Consider the following 16,668-nt stretch of genomic DNA (forward strand, 5'->3'; position numbering starts at 1 on the left):
ATACGGTAGGAGATTTTTTTATGTGAAATTACAATCTACTTCATATATTTTAAATTTTGGCTATGTTATAGCATAAGGTTGATTTTTTGCACTCTGTTGATTGGAGCGGAAATCAACAGACTTGTTTAACAAAGCTTAAATTTTAAGGAGATGTACCAAGTTGGAAATTGAAGATGTAATTATCATAGGTGGGGGTCCCTGTGGATTAGCTGCAGCTATTTCATTACAACAAATTGGGAAAAAGCCTTTGATTATTGAAAAGGGAAATCTGGTTAATTCTATTTATCATTACCCGACACATCAAACCTTTTTTAGTACAAGTGAAAAATTGGAAATTGGTGAAGTACCTTTCATAACAGATAGCTACAAACCTAAAAGGAACCAAGCGCTAGTTTACTATAGAGAGGTAGCCAAACGAAAACAATTACGTATTCATTCATTTGAGACTGTTTCTAAAGTATCCAACAGCGGAGAAGTATTTCTAGTTGAAACAAATATGAGGACATATAATGCCAGGTATGTTGTTATAGCAACTGGCTATTATGACCATCCGAATTATATGAAAGTACCAGGGGAAGACCTGCCAAAGGTTTTTCACTATTTTAAGGAAGCTCACCCTTACTTTGATCAAGATGTGTGTGTAATTGGAGGGAAAAACTCTAGTGTGGATGCTGCAATAGAACTTGTTAAGGCAGGTGCAAGGGTGACTGTTCTTTATCGAGGGGAGAGATACTCTCCAAGTATTAAACCATGGATTCTTCCAGAATTTGATTCATTAGTTAAAAACGGTACTATTGTTATGGAATTTCAGGCTCATGTAAAAGAAATTTCAGAGGACCATCTTGTTTATGAAAAGGATGGAAATCTACACAAGATTGAAAATGATTTTGTCTTTGCTATGACGGGGTACCATCCAGATCATCAGTTTTTGAAAACAATGGGCGTTCAGATTGATGAGGAGACAGGAAGGCCATTTTATAATCCGGAAACAATGGAAACAAATATAGAGGGAATTTATATCGCAGGTGTTATTGCTGCAGGAAATAATGCAAATGAAATCTTTATTGAAAATGGTAGATTTCATGGTGGGCAAATTGCACAGTCAATAGTAGAAAAAGAAGCCAAAGGGTGAGTGCATATGAAAAAGGTTGTATTATTAACAACTGGTGGGACTATTGCCAGTAAACCTAATAAGGATTCAGGAAAATTAGCTTCAGGTGCTATCACAGGGGAAGAACTGGCATCTATGTGTAATTTACCAAATGATATTGAAGTGATAGTTGAATCTGTTTTTCAAAAAGCAAGTATTCATATTACATTTGATGATTTAATAGTCCTAAAGAATAAAATCGAAGAATACTTTAGAGATGAAGCTGTTTCAGGAGTGGTTGTTACACACGGGACGGATACAATGGAAGAAACAGCATATTTTCTTGATTTAACTATTAATGATTCCAGACCTATTGTTGTTACGGGCTCACAACGATCCCCTGAGGATCAAGGTAGTGACGTCTATATTAATATGCGACATGCCATTTATTCCGCTTGTTCTAGTGATTTGAATGACGTGGGAACAGTTGTTGTTTTTAATGAACGAATCTTTGCTGCTAGATATGTAAAAAAGGAACATGCATCAAATATACAAGGGTTTAATGCTTTTGGTTTTGGATATTTAGGAATTATTGACAATGATAAAGTACAGGTTTTTCAGAAACCAATTAAAAGAGAGTATTTTAACATCCAATCATCTATTCCGCAGGTTGAAATCATTAAATGCTACATCGGTGCTGATGGGAAATTTGTTAAGGCTGCTCGTGAAGCGGGTGTTTCGGGTATAGTGCTTGAAGGAGTTGGACGTGGTCAAGTTGCTCCGTTAATGATGGAAGAAATTGAAAAGTCGATAGCTGCAGGAATCATATTAGTGGTCACAACTAGTGCGGAAGAAGGAGCAGTTTATACGACCTATGATTATGAAGGAAGTGCCTATGACCTTTATAACAAAGGGGTAATTCTTGGTAGTGACAATGATTCCAAAAAGGCAAGGATTAAATTGGCAGTAGCCATGGCCAGTGGATTGAAGGATATTCATTTTTGAAAAATCAAACTTTCATTTTCTTTATAAAGGTTCCATGATACGATAAAGAAAACGGATTTGAAAAGAGGTTCATCATGCTTGGAATATTATCAGCCGGGATTGCCCCTGGACTGGCCCTGCTAAGTTATTTTTATTTAAAAGATGAATACGACTCAGAACCGATATCATTTGTTCTTCGGACATTTTTGTATGGAGCACTTCTTGTGTTTCCCATTATGTTTGTTCAACATGTGCTTGAAACGGAACATTTATTAAAATCTGATTTAATTAATGCGTTTCTTAGCTCAAGTCTTCTAGAGGAATTTTTTAAATGGTTTATTCTTTTTTATGCTGTTTACCAGCACGTAGAGTTTGATGAACCTTTTGATGGAATTGTATATGGAGTAGCTGTCTCTCTTGGATTTGCAACAGTTGAAAATATATTTTATCTTTTGGCTAATGGTATTGAACATGCAGTCACTCGTGCACTTTTACCTGTTTCAAGTCATGCCCTTTTTGGGGTCATTATGGGATTTTATATTGGAAAAGCCAAGTTTACTGAGGGGATGAAGGTAAAATGGGTGGTTCTTTCGTTATTGCTGCCTTTTCTTCTTCACGGATCATATGATTTCATATTAATATCACAAGAGCATTGGTTGTTTATTATTTTTCCGTTTATGATTTTCCTATGGTGGTTTGGCTTAAGGAAAGTAAAAAAGGCAAAAATTTTGAGTGCGACACATATGAAAAAACAATATTCCGTTCAAAAAACCCTTCATTCTTGAGGGGTTTTTTAATTATTTGTTTTAAATGGAATAAAAACACCAAGATAACAAAAAATAGGGTTACTGTTAAAAAGATTCATTATGGGGGTTATTATTCCATGTTAAAGAAAAAAATCCTATTCAAATGCTTCTTAGTTACCTTTTTCTTTACTATGCCATTTTCTTTTATGGGAAATCATGAGGCCCATGCTTTCTCCGGTCAGATCATTCAAAAAGGAGCTGTAGGAGATGATGTCATTGAGTTGCAGTCCAGACTTCAATATATAGGTTACTATAATGGGAAAATAGATGGAGTATTTGGGTGGAGTACATATTGGGCTTTAAGAAACTTTCAATATGAATTTGGATTACCCATTGATGGACTGGCAGGGACAGCAACAAAGGCTAAACTTGCCAAGGCTAGTAAATACAATGAACAGTTTGTAAAGAAACAAATCAACAATGGTAAAAAGTTTACCCATTATGGCGGAGTCGATCAAAGTAAACAAACAGCACCTAGTCCAAAAGTGCCAGCCCAAAAGGCTCCCGCTAACAAAACAGCACAAAAGTCGCCTGCACCTAAAGCGAAAGCGCCAGCAGCACCGGCACCTAAAGCAGCGGCAACTAAGAAACCAACTGCAGCTAACACACCAAATGGGTTTTCACAAAATGATATTCGATTAATTGCCAATGCTGTCCATGGTGAATCCAGAGGAGAGCCCTATATCGGTCAAGTTGCCGTAGCAGCTGTTATCCTAAATAGGGTGAATAGTTCAACGTTTCCTAATACCGTTTCTGGTGTCATATTTGAGCCTGGCGCATTCACTGCGGTGGCTGATGGACAAATTTGGTTAACACCAAATGAAAGTTCAAAGAAAGCGGTTATGGATGCGATAAATGGCTGGGATCCAACGGGTGAAGCGTTGTATTATTTTAACCCAGACACGGCCACTAGTGGTTGGATCTGGGGTAGACCTCAAATTAAACGAATCGGGAAACATATTTTTTGTAAGTAGAGAGGTGAATAGAATTGATTAGAGGAATATTAATTGGAATACTAGTCGTAGGCGTTGCAGGCACAGCTTATTGGGGGTACCAAGAGCACCAAGAGAAAAATGCTATTCTTTTAAACGCGGAAAATAGCTATCAACGAGCATTCCATGACCTTACCTATCAAGTTGATTTATTGCATGATAAAATCGGAACGACTTTGGCGATGAATTCTAGAAAATCACTTTCCCCATCATTAGCCGATGTATGGCGGATTACTTCACAAGCACATAGTGATGTTGGGCAACTTCCATTAACCTTACTACCGTTTAATAAAACGGAGGAATTCTTGGCGAAAATTGGTGATTTCAGTTATCGTACGGCTGTCAGGGATTTAGATAAGGAACCTTTATCGAAGGATGAATATGAGAAGTTAAAGGTATTATATAGTCAGTCAGGTGACATTCAGAACGAGTTACGAAATGTGCAGCATATGGTTTTAAAAAACAATCTTCGTTGGATGGATGTTGAACTTGCACTTGCTTCTGGTAAAGAGCAGACCGATAATACAATTATTGATGGTTTTAAAGCTGTTGAAAAAACCGTATCAGGGTATGATGAATCTGACCTAGGTCCTTCTTTTGCTAATATGCAATTAAAGGATGAAAACTTTAAAAAGATTAAAGGGAAAACTATTTCACGTGACGAGGCTGTTAAAATAGCTAAAAAATATATGAATTTCGATGGAAATGCAAAGGTCAAAGTAACGGAGAATGGAAAGGGTTCAAATTACGGATTTTACAGTGTATCTATTAAAAATAACCAAACAGGCCAGGAAGCAAGTATGGATATTACGAAAAAAGCTGGACACCCTATTTGGTTTATTAATAATAGAGATATTAAAAAACAGGATATCAGTTTAAATGAAGCTGATAATAAAGCTGCTGCCTTTTTAAAGGAAACAGGTTTTAAAGATTTAGAAGTGTTTGAAAGTACTCAATATGATAATATCGGCGTATTTAACTTTGTTACTAATGTTAATGGAGTTAGAATTTATCCTGAAGCAGTTAAAGTAAAAGTTGCTTTAGATAATGGAGATATTATTGGTGTATCCGCTGATGAATATTTAAAGTCCTTCCAAACTAGGGAAATAGGAAAACCATCAATTTCTGTGGAGCAGGCGCGTAGTAAGGTGAATCCCAACTTTAAGGTCATGGAAGACAGGCAAGCAATCATTGTTAATGACCTTAATAAAGAGGTGCTGTGCTACGAGTTCCTAGGAACGATTGGAAATGATACGTATCGGATATTTATCAATGCTGTAAGTGGAGTTGAAGAAGAAGTCGAGAAGCTTAATAATGCAGAGGCTGTTTACGAAGACGTGCTATGAGGAAAAGCTTTGCTTTTCCTCCTTTTCATTTAGAATAAAATGAAAAGATCGTTCCCATACTATTACTATATGTATTCTGGAGTGGTAAGTATGAAGAAGGTTGAGCGAATATTAATTAAAGTTGTTATCATTCAGTTTGTTTTTTTGTTTTTATCACAATTAATCTTTCATCAAATGGATGTATTTCCTCAAATTAAGCAATTAACTAAATACGAAGGTGTAAATGAAAATACATTCACAGAAATCCTCCAAACCTTCCAAGGAAAGTAAAAAAGCAGGCAACCCTGCTTTTTTTTAGGCTTTCGAAAAACTTTCGACAGCCATTATTTCACACGAATACTTTAACGGTTTTCCGCACTAACTAATAATAATTCTTTTATTATAAAGGACTTTTAATAAGTATGTTGATTTCCGCTCCAGGCGGCTTCGCTTTCCGCGGGCGTGCCGGGGAGCCTCCTCGTCGCTTCGCTCCTGCGGGGTCTCCCCTGCCCCGTACTCCCGCAGGAGTCTTCGCCGCCTTCCGCTCCAATCAACAGTGTGTATTCAATTAAAACCTCCCATTCAACTAATAAATAATAAAAATAAGATAAATGTATAAGCCCAAGAGTTTAACCTAAGTCCATGTGGATTTGTGTCTATTTCTGAATTAGATCATATCTAATTCAGAAAAACTGCTTTATAAATTTAGAAAGGAAAAAATGAAGATTTACATACTTGATAGAGCTTCATGGGCTCCTCTACTGTTGGTTACGGGGATTGAAGAATTGCACGTGAACAGGTTCCTTTTACGACAGCCTGCCAAAATATAAAATGATTGCAAAACAATTAGCTAGGTAAGATAAAGTGTGTTGCAATACTTCTGGTTGATTTCCCCCCTGTTGATTGGAGCGGAGGGTACTCGACTCCTGCGGGATGAAGAGGTCACTGGAGACCCCGCAGGCGCCAAAGCGCCGAGGAGGCTCCAGGACCTCCCCGCGGAAAGCGAGTGCCCGGAGCGGAAATCAACAGGCCCGTTAGCATGGACAATCTAATAATTATTTAGATCGGATAAGAATGAAAAATTGACGAGAAATATAATCTTTCTCGTCAATCTAGTAAAAAAGCAGGCAACCCTGCTTTTTTATTTTTATAAGATCAATTATTAAATAATTCATTTTAAAAATGTTAAAAAAAAGAGGCATTTCTTCATCTTGTGGTAAAATAAGTAGAAGAGAAACTAAGACGATCATGATGGCCATATAGGAGGATTTATGGAAAAGAAACTATCAATTGCAATTGACGGCCCTGCTGCAGCCGGAAAAAGTACCGTAGCAAAAATTGTAGCTGAAAAACTATCTTACATTTATATTGATACTGGGGCAATGTACCGATCATTAACATATAAAGCTATCGTGAACGATGTTAATTTAGAAGACGAGGCTTCTTTATTGGACACGTTATTATCAACTACAATTGATCTACAGCCCTCGGAAAAAGGGCAATTAGTGTTTTTAGACAATAAAGATGTAACAGACGAAATTCGGTCTGCAGAAGTAACGAACTCTGTATCTTATGTTGCAAAGCATGAGCAAGTTCGCAAAGAAATGGTTAGAAGGCAGCAGGCATTCGCTGTCGATGGTGGCGTAGTAATGGATGGCCGTGATATTGGTACTCACGTACTACCCAATGCTGAAGTAAAAGTATTCCTACTTGCAAGTGTAAATGAAAGAGCAGTGCGGCGTCATAATGAAAACTTGCAAAAAGGATACCCATCAGACTTAGAACAATTGAAGGAAGAAATTGCCAAAAGAGATAAAATTGATTCAGAAAGAGAAGTAGCACCTTTGAAAAAAGCGGATGATGCAATTGAAATTGATACAACCTCTTTAACCATTCCAGATGTGGTTGAAAAAATAATGGCTCTGGTGCTCGAAAGGATTGAATAAGTGTGACGTTTTATGATTTTGCAAAGTCGGTAGTTTCTGGGGTTTTTAAACCTTGGTACAGAATTGAAGCTATTGGGGTAGAGAACTTCCCTAAAGAAGGGGGAGTTCTACTTTGCTCTAACCATATTCATAATTTTGACCCTATAGTTGTAGGTATTATGGCACCACGGCCTGTTCACTATATGGCGAAGGAAGAGATTTTTCGAGTACCTGTTTTGGGGAACGTTGTAAGAAAATGTAATGCCTTCCCTGTAAAAAGAGGATTTGGCGATCGTGAAGCATTAAGGTCGGGATTAAAAGTCTTAAAGGAAGGGAATGTCTTCGGTCTATTTCCTGAGGGAACTAGAAGTAAGACAGGGGAATTAGGGAAAGGACTATCTGGGGCAGGTTTTTTTGCTTTAAGATCTGATGCTTTTGTGTTACCATGTGCAGTAATTGGTCCATATAAAAGTTTCAGTAAATTGAAAGTGGTATATGGGAAACCTATTGATATGAGTGAGATGAGAAGTGAAAAAGCTTCCGCTGATGAAGTGACCGAATTAATTATGTCAGAAATTCAAAAACTGATAAATGAGCATCAATAGGTTCTGCTTGACAAAATTGTCTATTTGTAAGAAGTTAATAAAAAGGGATTTTTTTTGAAAATTCTTTTCATTTAATTATGTTTTATATGTGGTGTATACTGCGTGGTATTCACCAGATCATATATAGACTTTTCAGTAAATGGATTAAGGAGGAATACATAATGTCTGAAGAACTAAATCAAGTAGAAGTTAAGAGCTTTGAAGTGGGTGACAAAGTAACCGGACAAGTTACTAAAGTCGAGGAAAAGCAAGTTCTAGTAGCTATTCAAGGCAGTAAACTTGATGGGATTATTCCTATTAGTGAGCTTTCAAGTCTGCATATTGAAAAAGCAACTGATGCAGTGGCAGAAGGCCAAGAATTAGAATTAGAAGTTCTAAAGGTAGAAGAAGAAGCATTAATTCTTTCCAAAAGAAAAGTAGATGCTGAAAAGGCATGGGAAAACTTAGAAAAACAATTCCAAAGTGGTGAAGTATTTGAAACTGAAGTGAAGGATGTTGTAAAGGGCGGCCTTGTAGTTGACCTAGGAGTCCGTGGTTTTGTACCTGCCTCCCTGGTGGAAACCCACTTTGTAGAGGATTTTAGCGATTATAAAGGACGTACACTTACTTTTAAAATTGTTGAACTCGATAAAGAAAAAAATCGTCTAATTCTATCACACCGAGCTGTTGTAGAAGAAGAAAAAGGAAGACAAAAACAAGACCGTATTGGAGCATTGCAAGTTGGCCAAGTAATCGAAGGTACGGTCCAAAGGATTACTGATTTTGGTGCTTTCGTCGATATTGGTGGTATTGATGGTCTTGTTCATATTTCTCAATTATCTTACGAACATGTTGATAAACCAACAGACGTTGTCCAAGAGGGTCAAAAAGTTCAAGTAAAAGTGCTAAGTGTTGATAGAGACAATGAAAGAATTTCCTTGTCAATCAAAGAAACTCTACCTGGACCATGGTCAAACATTTCTGAAAAGGCACCTAAAGGTAGTATTTTAGATGGTGTAGTAAAAAGATTGGTATCTTACGGTGCGTTCGTAGAAGTGTTCCCTGGCGTAGAAGGTCTTGTTCATATTTCTCAAATTGCACATAAGCACATTGGTACACCTCACGAGGTACTAAAAGAAGGTCAAGAAGTAAAAGTAAAAGTGCTTGATTCAAATGAAAAGGATCAAAGATTATCTTTAAGTATTAAAGAACTGCTCGAGAAAGAGGTAGAGGAAAACCTTGATTATGAGCTTCCGGAAGAGTCAAAAGGCTTCCAATTAGGTGAAATGATTGGCGATAAATTAAAGAATCTAGGAAAATAATGGTGATATTTAGTGTCTAGATCGGAACGGAAATGGGATCACATTCGCTTTGCCCTTCAAAAAAGGCAAAACAGCTTACCTTTTTTTGATGATATTAAATTTATTCATCAAAGCTTACCGGATATCAGTGTGTCCGATGTACGATTAGACCACAAAATTGGCGAACTTTCTTTAAGTTCGCCAATTTTTATCAATGCAATGACTGGTGGCGGCGGCGAAAAAACGTATCGAATTAACAAAGAATTGGCTATGGTAGCTAGCCAGATGGGACTAGCTATGGCAGTTGGCTCACAAATGTCAGCAATAAAAGATAAAAGTGAGCGGTTTACTTATGAGATCGTGCGAAAAGAAAATCCAAAGGGAATTCTAATTGCTAATCTCGGCAGTGAAGCAACAGTAGAAAATGCTAAAGCGGCAATTGATATGATCGAAGCGAATGCATTACAGATTCATTTAAATGTTATTCAAGAATTAACCATGCCTGAGGGAGACCGAGATTTTTCTGGTGCCTTAAAAAGAATAGAAACAATTGTCGAACATGTTCATGTACCTGTTATTGTTAAAGAGGTTGGTTTTGGTATGGCAAAAGAAACGGTCCAATCCCTTATTTCTGTAGGAGTAGCTGCAGTGGATGTGGGCGGGGCTGGGGGAACAAATTTTGCAGAGATAGAAAATAAACGCAGAGAAAAAGCTCTGCCGTTTTTCCAACAATGGGGTATTCCTACACCGGTATCTATCATAGAAGCCTCTACTGTTAAACAAGGTTCTATTATTGGCTCTGGTGGCTTTTTAACAGCTAGTGATATTGCAAAGGGTTTAGCCATCGGTGCGAACGCCATCGGATTTGCGGGACATTTTTTGCGTATTCTAGTAGAAAATGGAGTTGAATCCTTGAAAAACGAAGTGGAGACCCTTCACTACGAATTAAAATTAATTATGACTGCTTTAGGAGCGAAATCTATTTCAGATATACAAAATGCTCCTCTGATCATTTCAGGTGAAACATATCATTGGCTGAGCCAAAGGGATATAGATACAAAACACTACAGTCAGCGTTCGATTAAATAAAGCTCTCGCCACAGCGAGAGCTTTTCCTTTTTCTTGCTATCTTTTCCCATCGTTTAGTCCCCGTGCTTCTTCGGGAGTGGATAGTTTGGTTGCACCAGGATAATGTAATGCTTGGTCTCGGTCAGATTCAACTCTTCCACTTTCTCTTAATTTTTTTTCTTGGCGGTCTTTTCCCATGATTCACACCTCCTCTTAATAAGATGATACACATTGGAAATATTATTCGAGGAAGTATGAAAGTACATAAAGATTACCAATAATGAAAATAATAGGAGGTGTGTGAAATGGAAGGGGCAATGTTTTATTGGATAAGTTGGTCAATTTGGGTTTACCTGACATTCATATTAGAAAGACAAAATCCATATCGTTTAAAACTATCAGTATTGATTCTAATCCTAATAATTTTCTCATCTATCCATCTAATGTATGGGGAAGTTGAATTTTATGCTAGTGGTATTTATTTATTAATCATATCCTATGTGTTTATAAGCCAGGAAAAAAGAGGAGCTATCATTTATTTTTTTATTTGTTCGTGCATTGTCTCCATGGCGTATGTGACCTTTCACTTATTTGAGATTTTCGACCCAATTTGGATTATCTTTAAAAAGGAATGGTTGATGGGAATTTGTTTTGGCTATTTAGCAATACTATTGCAAAAAACATTAAAAGGACGATTAATTATTATCTTGACTGGAACAATAAATGGGGAGTTTTTATACGCGTATATCCTTAGTAAATATCAGTTTCCATACGCAATTGGCGCTTATGATTATTTGGATGTTTATGCATTAATTTCTGCACTTCTCATAGGTTGGAGTATGATTGAAAATGCGGGTGTACTTTTACAAAATCATTTTCCTTTTTTCGAAAAAGGAAAACAAAAATCATCATGAAATAGATTCATGGCAAGCTTTCCATTGCGGGAAAGGATTAACATTTGTTAAAATAATAAAGTTAGGCCCTTCTACATAACAGAAGGGTTTCTTTACTTAATAAGAACTCTATAAATGTTGCTAACATAATAATATATATTTTTAATATATGAAAAAGAAAGGATGGCGATCATAATGGTTAAACCTGTTATTGCCATTGTAGGGCGACCGAACGTTGGAAAATCAACCATTTTTAATCGAATCGTGGGTGAACGAGTTTCTATCGTAGAGGATATTCCAGGAGTAACAAGAGATCGTATTTATAGTTCTGGTGAGTGGTTAACACATGACTTTAATGTAATCGATACGGGTGGAATTGATATTGGTGATGAACCGTTTTTAGAGCAAATTCGACAGCAGGCAGAAGTGGCAATCGATGAGGCGGATGTCATTATCTTCTTAACAAATGGTAGAGAAGGAGTAACAGCCGCAGATGAGGAAGTAGCAAAAATTCTTTATAAGTCTAAAAAGCCAATTGTATTAGGTGTAAATAAAATCGATAATCCTGAGATGCGTGAGCAAATTTATGATTTTTATGCACTTGGATTCGGTGAGCCAATTCCAGTTTCTGGCTCACATGGCCTTGGGCTCGGGGATTTACTGGACGAAGCAGCTAAACACTTTCCGAAAAATAAACAAGGAGAATATGATGATGATGTCATTAAGTTTTCTTTAATAGGACGCCCGAATGTCGGAAAGTCTTCTCTTGTTAACGCCATATTAGGTGAAGAACGTGTTATTGTCAGCAATATTGCTGGGACAACTCGTGATGCTGTCGATTCACCATATACGTATAATGGAGATAAATATGTCATAATAGATACAGCAGGGATCAGAAAAAAAGGAAAAGTGTATGAAACTACGGAGAAGTACAGTGTGCTTCGGGCACTAAGGGCGATTGAACGTTCGGACGTGGTCTTGGTTGTTATTAATGCCGAAGAGGGTATTATTGAACAGGACAAGAAAATTGCAGGATACGCACATGAGGCTGGACGAGCTGTTGTTATTGTGGTTAATAAATGGGATGCGGTAGAAAAAGATGAGAAAACAATGAAGGAACTGGAACAAAAGATAAGAGAACATTTCTTATTTCTTAGCTATGCTCCAATTGTATTCTTATCTGCAAAGACTAAGAAGCGAATTCATACACTACTGCCAATGATTAACACAGCAAGTGAGAACCACTCCATGCGTGTAGAAACAAGCGTATTGAATGATGTTATTATGGATGCAATTGCTATGAATCCAACACCAACTGACAAAGGGAAACGCTTGAAGATTTATTATGCAACACAAGTTGCAGTAAAGCCTCCTACTTTTGTTGTTTTTGTCAATGAACCCGAATTATTGCATTTCTCCTATGAACGTTTCCTAGAAAACAGAATTAGAGATGCGTTTGGTTTCGAGGGAACCCCTATCAAAATTTATGCTAGAGAAAGAAAATAAAGATAAGGTGGGTGTAACATATGCAGGATCAGAAAGCAGCAGTGGCTGTTGTAGGCGCAGGAAGCTGGGGCACAGCACTTGCGATGGTTTTAGCCGATAACTCACATGAGGTACGTTTGTGGAGCCATAACGAACACCAGGTAAAGGAAATAAATGACTGCCATACAAACAAAAAATATTTACCTGAAATTGGTCTCCCAGATTTAATAGTTGGTTATTCATCCCTACGTGAAGCATTGGATGGAGTTGACACTGTCATCTTAGCAGTCCCAACCAAAGCAATTCGTGAGGTTCTAGGGAAAATACGTGAGGTCATTTCAAATCCAATTACCATTGCTCATGTTAGTAAAGGAATAGAGCCAGATACACTTTTACGTATATCAGAAATGATAAAAGAAGAAATGCCCAAAGAACTGCTGCGGGATGTTGTTGTTCTTTCTGGTCCAAGTCATGCGGAAGAGGTAAGCCTAAGACATCCTACAACTGTTACCGTTTCTTCTGAAAATATGGCTGCTGCTGAAAAAATTCAGGATCTTTTTATCAATCATAATTTCAGGGTATATACAAACTCAGATGTTATCGGAGTTGAAATTGGTGGTGCATTAAAGAATATTATTGCATTAGCTGCCGGGATTACTGATGGTTTAGGGTACGGAGATAATGCTAAAGCTGCATTGATGACTCGAGGATTGGCGGAAATTGCTCGTCTAGGCACCAGAATGGGTGCTAATCCGTTAACGTTTTCTGGTTTAACTGGAATTGGTGACCTTATTGTGACATGTACCAGTGTTCATTCGAGAAACTGGAGAGCGGGAAATTTGTTAGGTAAAGGGAAAACGTTGGATGAAGTCCTTGATAATATGGGTATGGTTGTAGAAGGTGTTAGAACAACAAAGGCAGCATATCAGTTAGCTAAAGAATACAATGTAAACATGCCAATTACAGCGGCCCTATATGATGTCTTATTTAATGGGAAAAACGCCAAGGACGCTGTTGATGTATTAATGGCGCGTGGTAAAACCCACGAAATGGAAGACTTAGTTAATGTTTTAGATGAACGAAATATATAGTCTATTCGAAGCCGTCTCAATAGTGACAGTTGACCTGTACTAATAGATAATTTTGGAATGATTTATTTTCTTGTGGAAAAATGTGCATTTTTATAAAGAAAATAGGCGTTCGATGATACGCTTTCTATGTAGATTGCATACAATGCAACGAAGCAACCTGGTAGTATGACGCAGGAGTTTGGGTTATTTAGTCTAATTGGCTGAAGTAAAGAATTCGCCCCTCTTTACTTCAGTTTTTTTCTGTCCGAAAGTTATTTAGAAAAGGACAAGGTATGTTATAATTAGTTTTTGAAAAAAGGGGGAATTAAAATTGTCACCAGCAATGATAAAGATGTGGATTTCAATTGCAGGAATGGGTTTGATGTTTCTTGCCATTATTACCATATATTTTAGCAGGTATAAGTTAAAAGGAGTTCTACGTGTTATAACAGCCATTTTTGCTTATTTATTTATGATTGTCGCGGGATTGACTTTGCTTATTGTTTTCTTTACTTGATATCCTATTACATAAATCTAAAGGTGATTTAATGAAAATGAAAATGTTAGGCCTCATACTTGTTATTATTGCTGCTCTTTTATCGGGGTGTATGTATCCTAAAGAGGAATTAACCCAAAATCAAGTACCATATAAAGATCAAGTTCAGGCAGTACAAACGGCCGTTGATGATTTTAAAAAGGACAATGGCGGTATTCTCCCGATAAAAACGAAGGAAGCTGAAACACCTATTTATCAAAAATATCCGATTGAGTTTAAGAAGATTTCTCCTAAGTATATGGCAGAGCCACCTGGAAATGCCTATGAAAGTGGAGGGATTTTTCAATACGTGCTTGTTGATGTGGAAACAAATCCAACTGTTAAGTTGATTGATTTAAGGATGACTGAAACGATACGTGAACTTAAATTAAGGCTGAAAACCAAGGGATACCCACCCTATAAAGAACAGATTGCAAGAAATGTATTTACTATCGATTACAAAAAGCTAGGATATAAGACTGCTCCGTTTGTTGCAAGCCCATATACCAATCAAAACCTCTCCTTAGTGGTAACGGGGAGTGCTGAGGTGTACGTAGATTATCGACCTGATTTATATCAAAAGTTAAAAAATAGCAAAATAGAGGTAAAACCAGGGGAGGACATTCGCTCTATTCTGGTCAGTGATTCCATGTTTGTACCTGCATATTCCTTACCGTACACGATTGATGAAAAAACCAAAGAACCTATTTTCTTAGAGGAATAATTGCTGTTTCTACTTAGATATTTGTCATAACCCTTTTCCTATGAAATATATTGTAGGAGAAGGGTTTTTTTGCTGAAAAAATCTATCGTGATATGGAAGTAACCTTTCATATCCGTGACAATAGTTAGAAACCCTCCATATCATTGACCGTTCTGAGAAATACAGATATCAGTACATCTAGTGAATTTTTAATAAGGGGGGTAAAAAATTTTAGAAAAGTGTCATAAGAATGTAGGACAACGTCATAAACATATACTGTCCAAAAATACCTAATATGGATGATATTATCCCACTTTACTCTATGATCGGGAGGGGATCACTTGGAAAAGGTAGATATTTTTAAAGATATTGCCGAAAGAACAGGAGGCGATATTTATTTAGGAGTAGTAGGAGCAGTTCGTACAGGAAAATCAACGTTTATCAAGAAATTCATGGAGCTTGTTGTCTTACCGAATATAAACAGTGAAGCTGAGAGATCACGGGCACAAGACGAGCTGCCACAGAGTGCAGCAGGTAAAACAATCATGACGACAGAACCTAAATTTGTGCCTAATCAGGCAGCTACGGTTCATGTCGATGAGGGATTAAATGTTAATATTAGACTCGTAGATTGTGTTGGCTACACAGTACCTGGCGCCAAGGGGTATGAGGATGAAAATGGTCCTAGAATGATTACAACACCTTGGTATGAAGAACCAATTCCGTTCCATGAGGCAGCAGAAATTGGAACGAGAAAGGTCATTCAAGAGCATTCAACAATCGGAGTTGTTGTGACAACAGATGGAACGATTGGAGAAATACCAAGAAGTAATTATATTGAAGCTGAGGAAAGAGTCATTAACGAACTTAAAGAAGTCGGTAAACCGTTTATTATGGTCGTTAATAGTGCTCAGCCATACCATCCAAGTACAGAAACACTTAGATCAAGTTTAGCTGAAAAATATGACATACCAGTCATTGCTATGAGTGTAGAAAGTATGCGCGACAGTGATGTACTAAATGTCCTTCGTGAAGCACTCTATGAGTTCCCGGTACTAGAAGTAAATGTAAATCTTCCAAGCTGGGTGATGGTATTACGTGAAAACCATTGGCTTCGTGAAAGTTATCAAGAGGCTGTCAAAGAGACAGTAAAAGATATCAAGAGATTAAGAGATGTAGATCGGGTAGTTCAACAATTCAGCGACTTTGACTTCATTGATAAGGCTGGGTTAGCTGGAATTGAAATGGGCTCAGGTGTGGCGGAAATTGATTTATTTGCTCCTGACGAATTATATGATGATATCTTAAAAGAGATTGTTGGGGTTGAAATCCGTGGAAAAGATCATCTGCTTGAATTAATGCAGGATTTTGCTCATGCAAAAGCAGAGTATGATCACATTGCAGATGCTTTGAAAATGGTAAAGCAGACTGGTTACGGAATTGCTTCACCAACTCTTTCCGATATGAGCCTTGAGGAACCAGAAATCATCCGCCAAGGAGCGAGATTTGGAGTAAGATTACGTGCTGTTGCACCATCTATTCATATGATTAAAGTAGATGTGGAATCAGAGTTTGCTCCAATTATCGGGACGGAAAAACAAAGTGAGGAGCTTGTACGCTACTTAATGCAAGACTTTGAGGATGATCCATTATCCATTTGGAATTCTGATATTTTTGGACGAAGCTTGAGTTCCATTGTTCGAGAAGGCATCCAAGCAAAGCTTTCCTTAATGCCAGAAAATGCAAGATATAAATTAAAAGAAACATTAGAGAGAATTATAAATGAAGGATCAGGCGGCTTGATTGCCATTATCCTTTAGCGCTGGACTCCCTTTTGGAGTCTTTTTTTTGTTAATCACTCAAAATTTGTAAGGGAAAAAGGTCCAATATAGTAGAAATTTGTTGAA

Annotated in this window: 17 protein-coding genes; 16 read left to right on the forward strand and 1 reads right to left on the reverse strand. The window is 37.3% G+C overall.

Going from position 1 to position 16,668, the window contains the following annotated elements; translation table 11 throughout:
• The first annotated feature begins 160 nt into the window (after positions 1-160).
• The 10 genes from AA0X95_RS11955 (at position 161) to fni (ending at position 10,096) form a co-directional block, all read left to right on the forward strand.
• Positions 161-1,132 (forward strand): YpdA family putative bacillithiol disulfide reductase, encoded by a 972-nt coding sequence (locus tag AA0X95_RS11955; RefSeq protein WP_413309125.1) that lies wholly within the window; start codon positions 161-163, stop codon positions 1,130-1,132.
• A 6-nt stretch (positions 1,133-1,138) separates the two neighbouring features.
• Positions 1,139-2,095 (forward strand): asparaginase, encoded by a 957-nt coding sequence (locus AA0X95_RS11960; RefSeq protein WP_413309127.1) that lies wholly within the window; start codon positions 1,139-1,141, stop codon positions 2,093-2,095.
• A 74-nt stretch (positions 2,096-2,169) separates the two neighbouring features.
• Positions 2,170-2,859 (forward strand): glutamic-type intramembrane protease PrsW, encoded by a 690-nt coding sequence (gene prsW / locus AA0X95_RS11965; protein WP_413309129.1) that lies wholly within the window; start codon positions 2,170-2,172, stop codon positions 2,857-2,859.
• Positions 2,860-2,957: 98 nt separating this feature from the next.
• Entirely contained in the window at positions 2,958-3,854 is an 897-nt protein-coding gene (gene sleB / locus AA0X95_RS11970; protein WP_413309131.1) for a spore cortex-lytic enzyme, read from the forward strand.
• A gap of 14 nt (positions 3,855-3,868) precedes the next feature.
• Positions 3,869-5,218, forward strand: a complete 1,350-nt coding sequence (ypeB, locus tag AA0X95_RS11975) for a germination protein YpeB (protein ID WP_413309133.1) — start codon at positions 3,869-3,871, stop codon at positions 5,216-5,218.
• 90 nt (positions 5,219-5,308) lie between these two features.
• Complete coding sequence (locus AA0X95_RS11980; protein WP_413309135.1) at positions 5,309-5,488, forward strand: YpfB family protein; 180 nt, start codon at positions 5,309-5,311, stop codon at positions 5,486-5,488.
• Positions 5,489-6,468: 980 nt separating this feature from the next.
• On the forward strand, positions 6,469-7,143 hold the full coding sequence (cmk, locus tag AA0X95_RS11985) for a (d)CMP kinase (protein WP_413309137.1): 675 nt from the start codon (positions 6,469-6,471) through the stop codon (positions 7,141-7,143).
• A 2-nt stretch (positions 7,144-7,145) separates the two neighbouring features.
• Complete coding sequence (locus tag AA0X95_RS11990; protein ID WP_413309139.1) at positions 7,146-7,727, forward strand: lysophospholipid acyltransferase family protein; 582 nt, start codon at positions 7,146-7,148, stop codon at positions 7,725-7,727.
• Positions 7,728-7,888: 161 nt separating this feature from the next.
• Positions 7,889-9,028 carry a 30S ribosomal protein S1 gene (gene rpsA, locus AA0X95_RS11995; protein WP_413309141.1) on the forward strand — a complete coding sequence of 380 codons (1,140 nt, stop codon included), beginning with the start codon at positions 7,889-7,891 and terminating at the stop codon, positions 9,026-9,028.
• A gap of 12 nt (positions 9,029-9,040) precedes the next feature.
• On the forward strand, positions 9,041-10,096 hold the full coding sequence (gene fni, locus AA0X95_RS12000; protein WP_413309143.1) for a type 2 isopentenyl-diphosphate Delta-isomerase: 1,056 nt from the start codon (positions 9,041-9,043) through the stop codon (positions 10,094-10,096).
• A gap of 36 nt (positions 10,097-10,132) precedes the next feature.
• On the opposite strand, the gene AA0X95_RS12005 is transcribed toward fni, so the two are convergent.
• Entirely contained in the window at positions 10,133-10,273 is a 141-nt protein-coding gene (locus AA0X95_RS12005; protein ID WP_308083365.1) for a YpzI family protein, read from the reverse strand.
• A gap of 107 nt (positions 10,274-10,380) precedes the next feature.
• On the opposite strand from AA0X95_RS12005, the gene AA0X95_RS12010 reads away from it, so the two are divergent.
• The 6 genes from AA0X95_RS12010 (at position 10,381) to spoIVA (ending at position 16,581) form a co-directional block, all read left to right on the forward strand.
• Positions 10,381-10,989 carry a hypothetical protein gene (locus AA0X95_RS12010; protein WP_413309145.1) on the forward strand — a complete coding sequence of 203 codons (609 nt, stop codon included), beginning with the start codon at positions 10,381-10,383 and terminating at the stop codon, positions 10,987-10,989.
• Positions 10,990-11,163: 174 nt separating this feature from the next.
• The gene (gene der, locus AA0X95_RS12015; protein WP_413309147.1) at positions 11,164-12,474 is read left to right on the forward strand and encodes a ribosome biogenesis GTPase Der; all 1,311 of its coding nucleotides are present in this window, start codon (positions 11,164-11,166) and stop codon (positions 12,472-12,474) included.
• Positions 12,475-12,494: 20 nt separating this feature from the next.
• On the forward strand, positions 12,495-13,544 hold the full coding sequence (locus AA0X95_RS12020; protein WP_413309149.1) for an NAD(P)H-dependent glycerol-3-phosphate dehydrogenase: 1,050 nt from the start codon (positions 12,495-12,497) through the stop codon (positions 13,542-13,544).
• A 310-nt stretch (positions 13,545-13,854) separates the two neighbouring features.
• Complete coding sequence (locus tag AA0X95_RS12025; protein WP_413309151.1) at positions 13,855-14,040, forward strand: DUF2768 domain-containing protein; 186 nt, start codon at positions 13,855-13,857, stop codon at positions 14,038-14,040.
• Positions 14,041-14,071: 31 nt separating this feature from the next.
• Positions 14,072-14,782 (forward strand): hypothetical protein, encoded by a 711-nt coding sequence (locus AA0X95_RS12030; protein WP_413309153.1) that lies wholly within the window; start codon positions 14,072-14,074, stop codon positions 14,780-14,782.
• 320 nt (positions 14,783-15,102) lie between these two features.
• Positions 15,103-16,581, forward strand: a complete 1,479-nt coding sequence (spoIVA, locus tag AA0X95_RS12035; RefSeq protein WP_308083371.1) for a stage IV sporulation protein A — start codon at positions 15,103-15,105, stop codon at positions 16,579-16,581.
• Positions 16,582-16,668 lie beyond the last annotated feature (87 nt).

It is taken from the genome of Neobacillus phoenicis, assembly GCF_047302305.1.
Lineage (GTDB): Bacteria > Bacillota > Bacilli > Bacillales > Cytobacillaceae > Neobacillus.

Bases quoted from the DNA above. Each gene is read 5' to 3' on its own strand.
- AA0X95_RS11960 (WP_413309127.1), top strand. From the start codon at position 1,139: ATGAAAAAGGTTGTATTATTAACAACTGGTGGGACTATTGCCAGTAAA.
- prsW (WP_413309129.1), top strand. From the start codon at position 2,170: ATGCTTGGAATATTATCAGCCGGGATTGCCCCTGGACTGGCCCTGCTA.
- sleB (WP_413309131.1), top strand. From the start codon at position 2,958: ATGTTAAAGAAAAAAATCCTATTCAAATGCTTCTTAGTTACCTTTTTC.
- AA0X95_RS11980 (WP_413309135.1), top strand. From the start codon at position 5,309: ATGAAGAAGGTTGAGCGAATATTAATTAAAGTTGTTATCATTCAGTTT.
- cmk (WP_413309137.1), top strand. From the start codon at position 6,469: ATGGAAAAGAAACTATCAATTGCAATTGACGGCCCTGCTGCAGCCGGA.
- rpsA (WP_413309141.1), top strand. From the start codon at position 7,889: ATGTCTGAAGAACTAAATCAAGTAGAAGTTAAGAGCTTTGAAGTGGGT.
- AA0X95_RS12005 (WP_308083365.1), bottom strand. From the start codon at position 10,273: ATGGGAAAAGACCGCCAAGAAAAAAAATTAAGAGAAAGTGGAAGAGTT.
- AA0X95_RS12010 (WP_413309145.1), top strand. From the start codon at position 10,381: ATGGAAGGGGCAATGTTTTATTGGATAAGTTGGTCAATTTGGGTTTAC.
- der (WP_413309147.1), top strand. From the start codon at position 11,164: ATGGTTAAACCTGTTATTGCCATTGTAGGGCGACCGAACGTTGGAAAA.
- AA0X95_RS12020 (WP_413309149.1), top strand. From the start codon at position 12,495: ATGCAGGATCAGAAAGCAGCAGTGGCTGTTGTAGGCGCAGGAAGCTGG.
- AA0X95_RS12030 (WP_413309153.1), top strand. From the start codon at position 14,072: ATGAAAATGAAAATGTTAGGCCTCATACTTGTTATTATTGCTGCTCTT.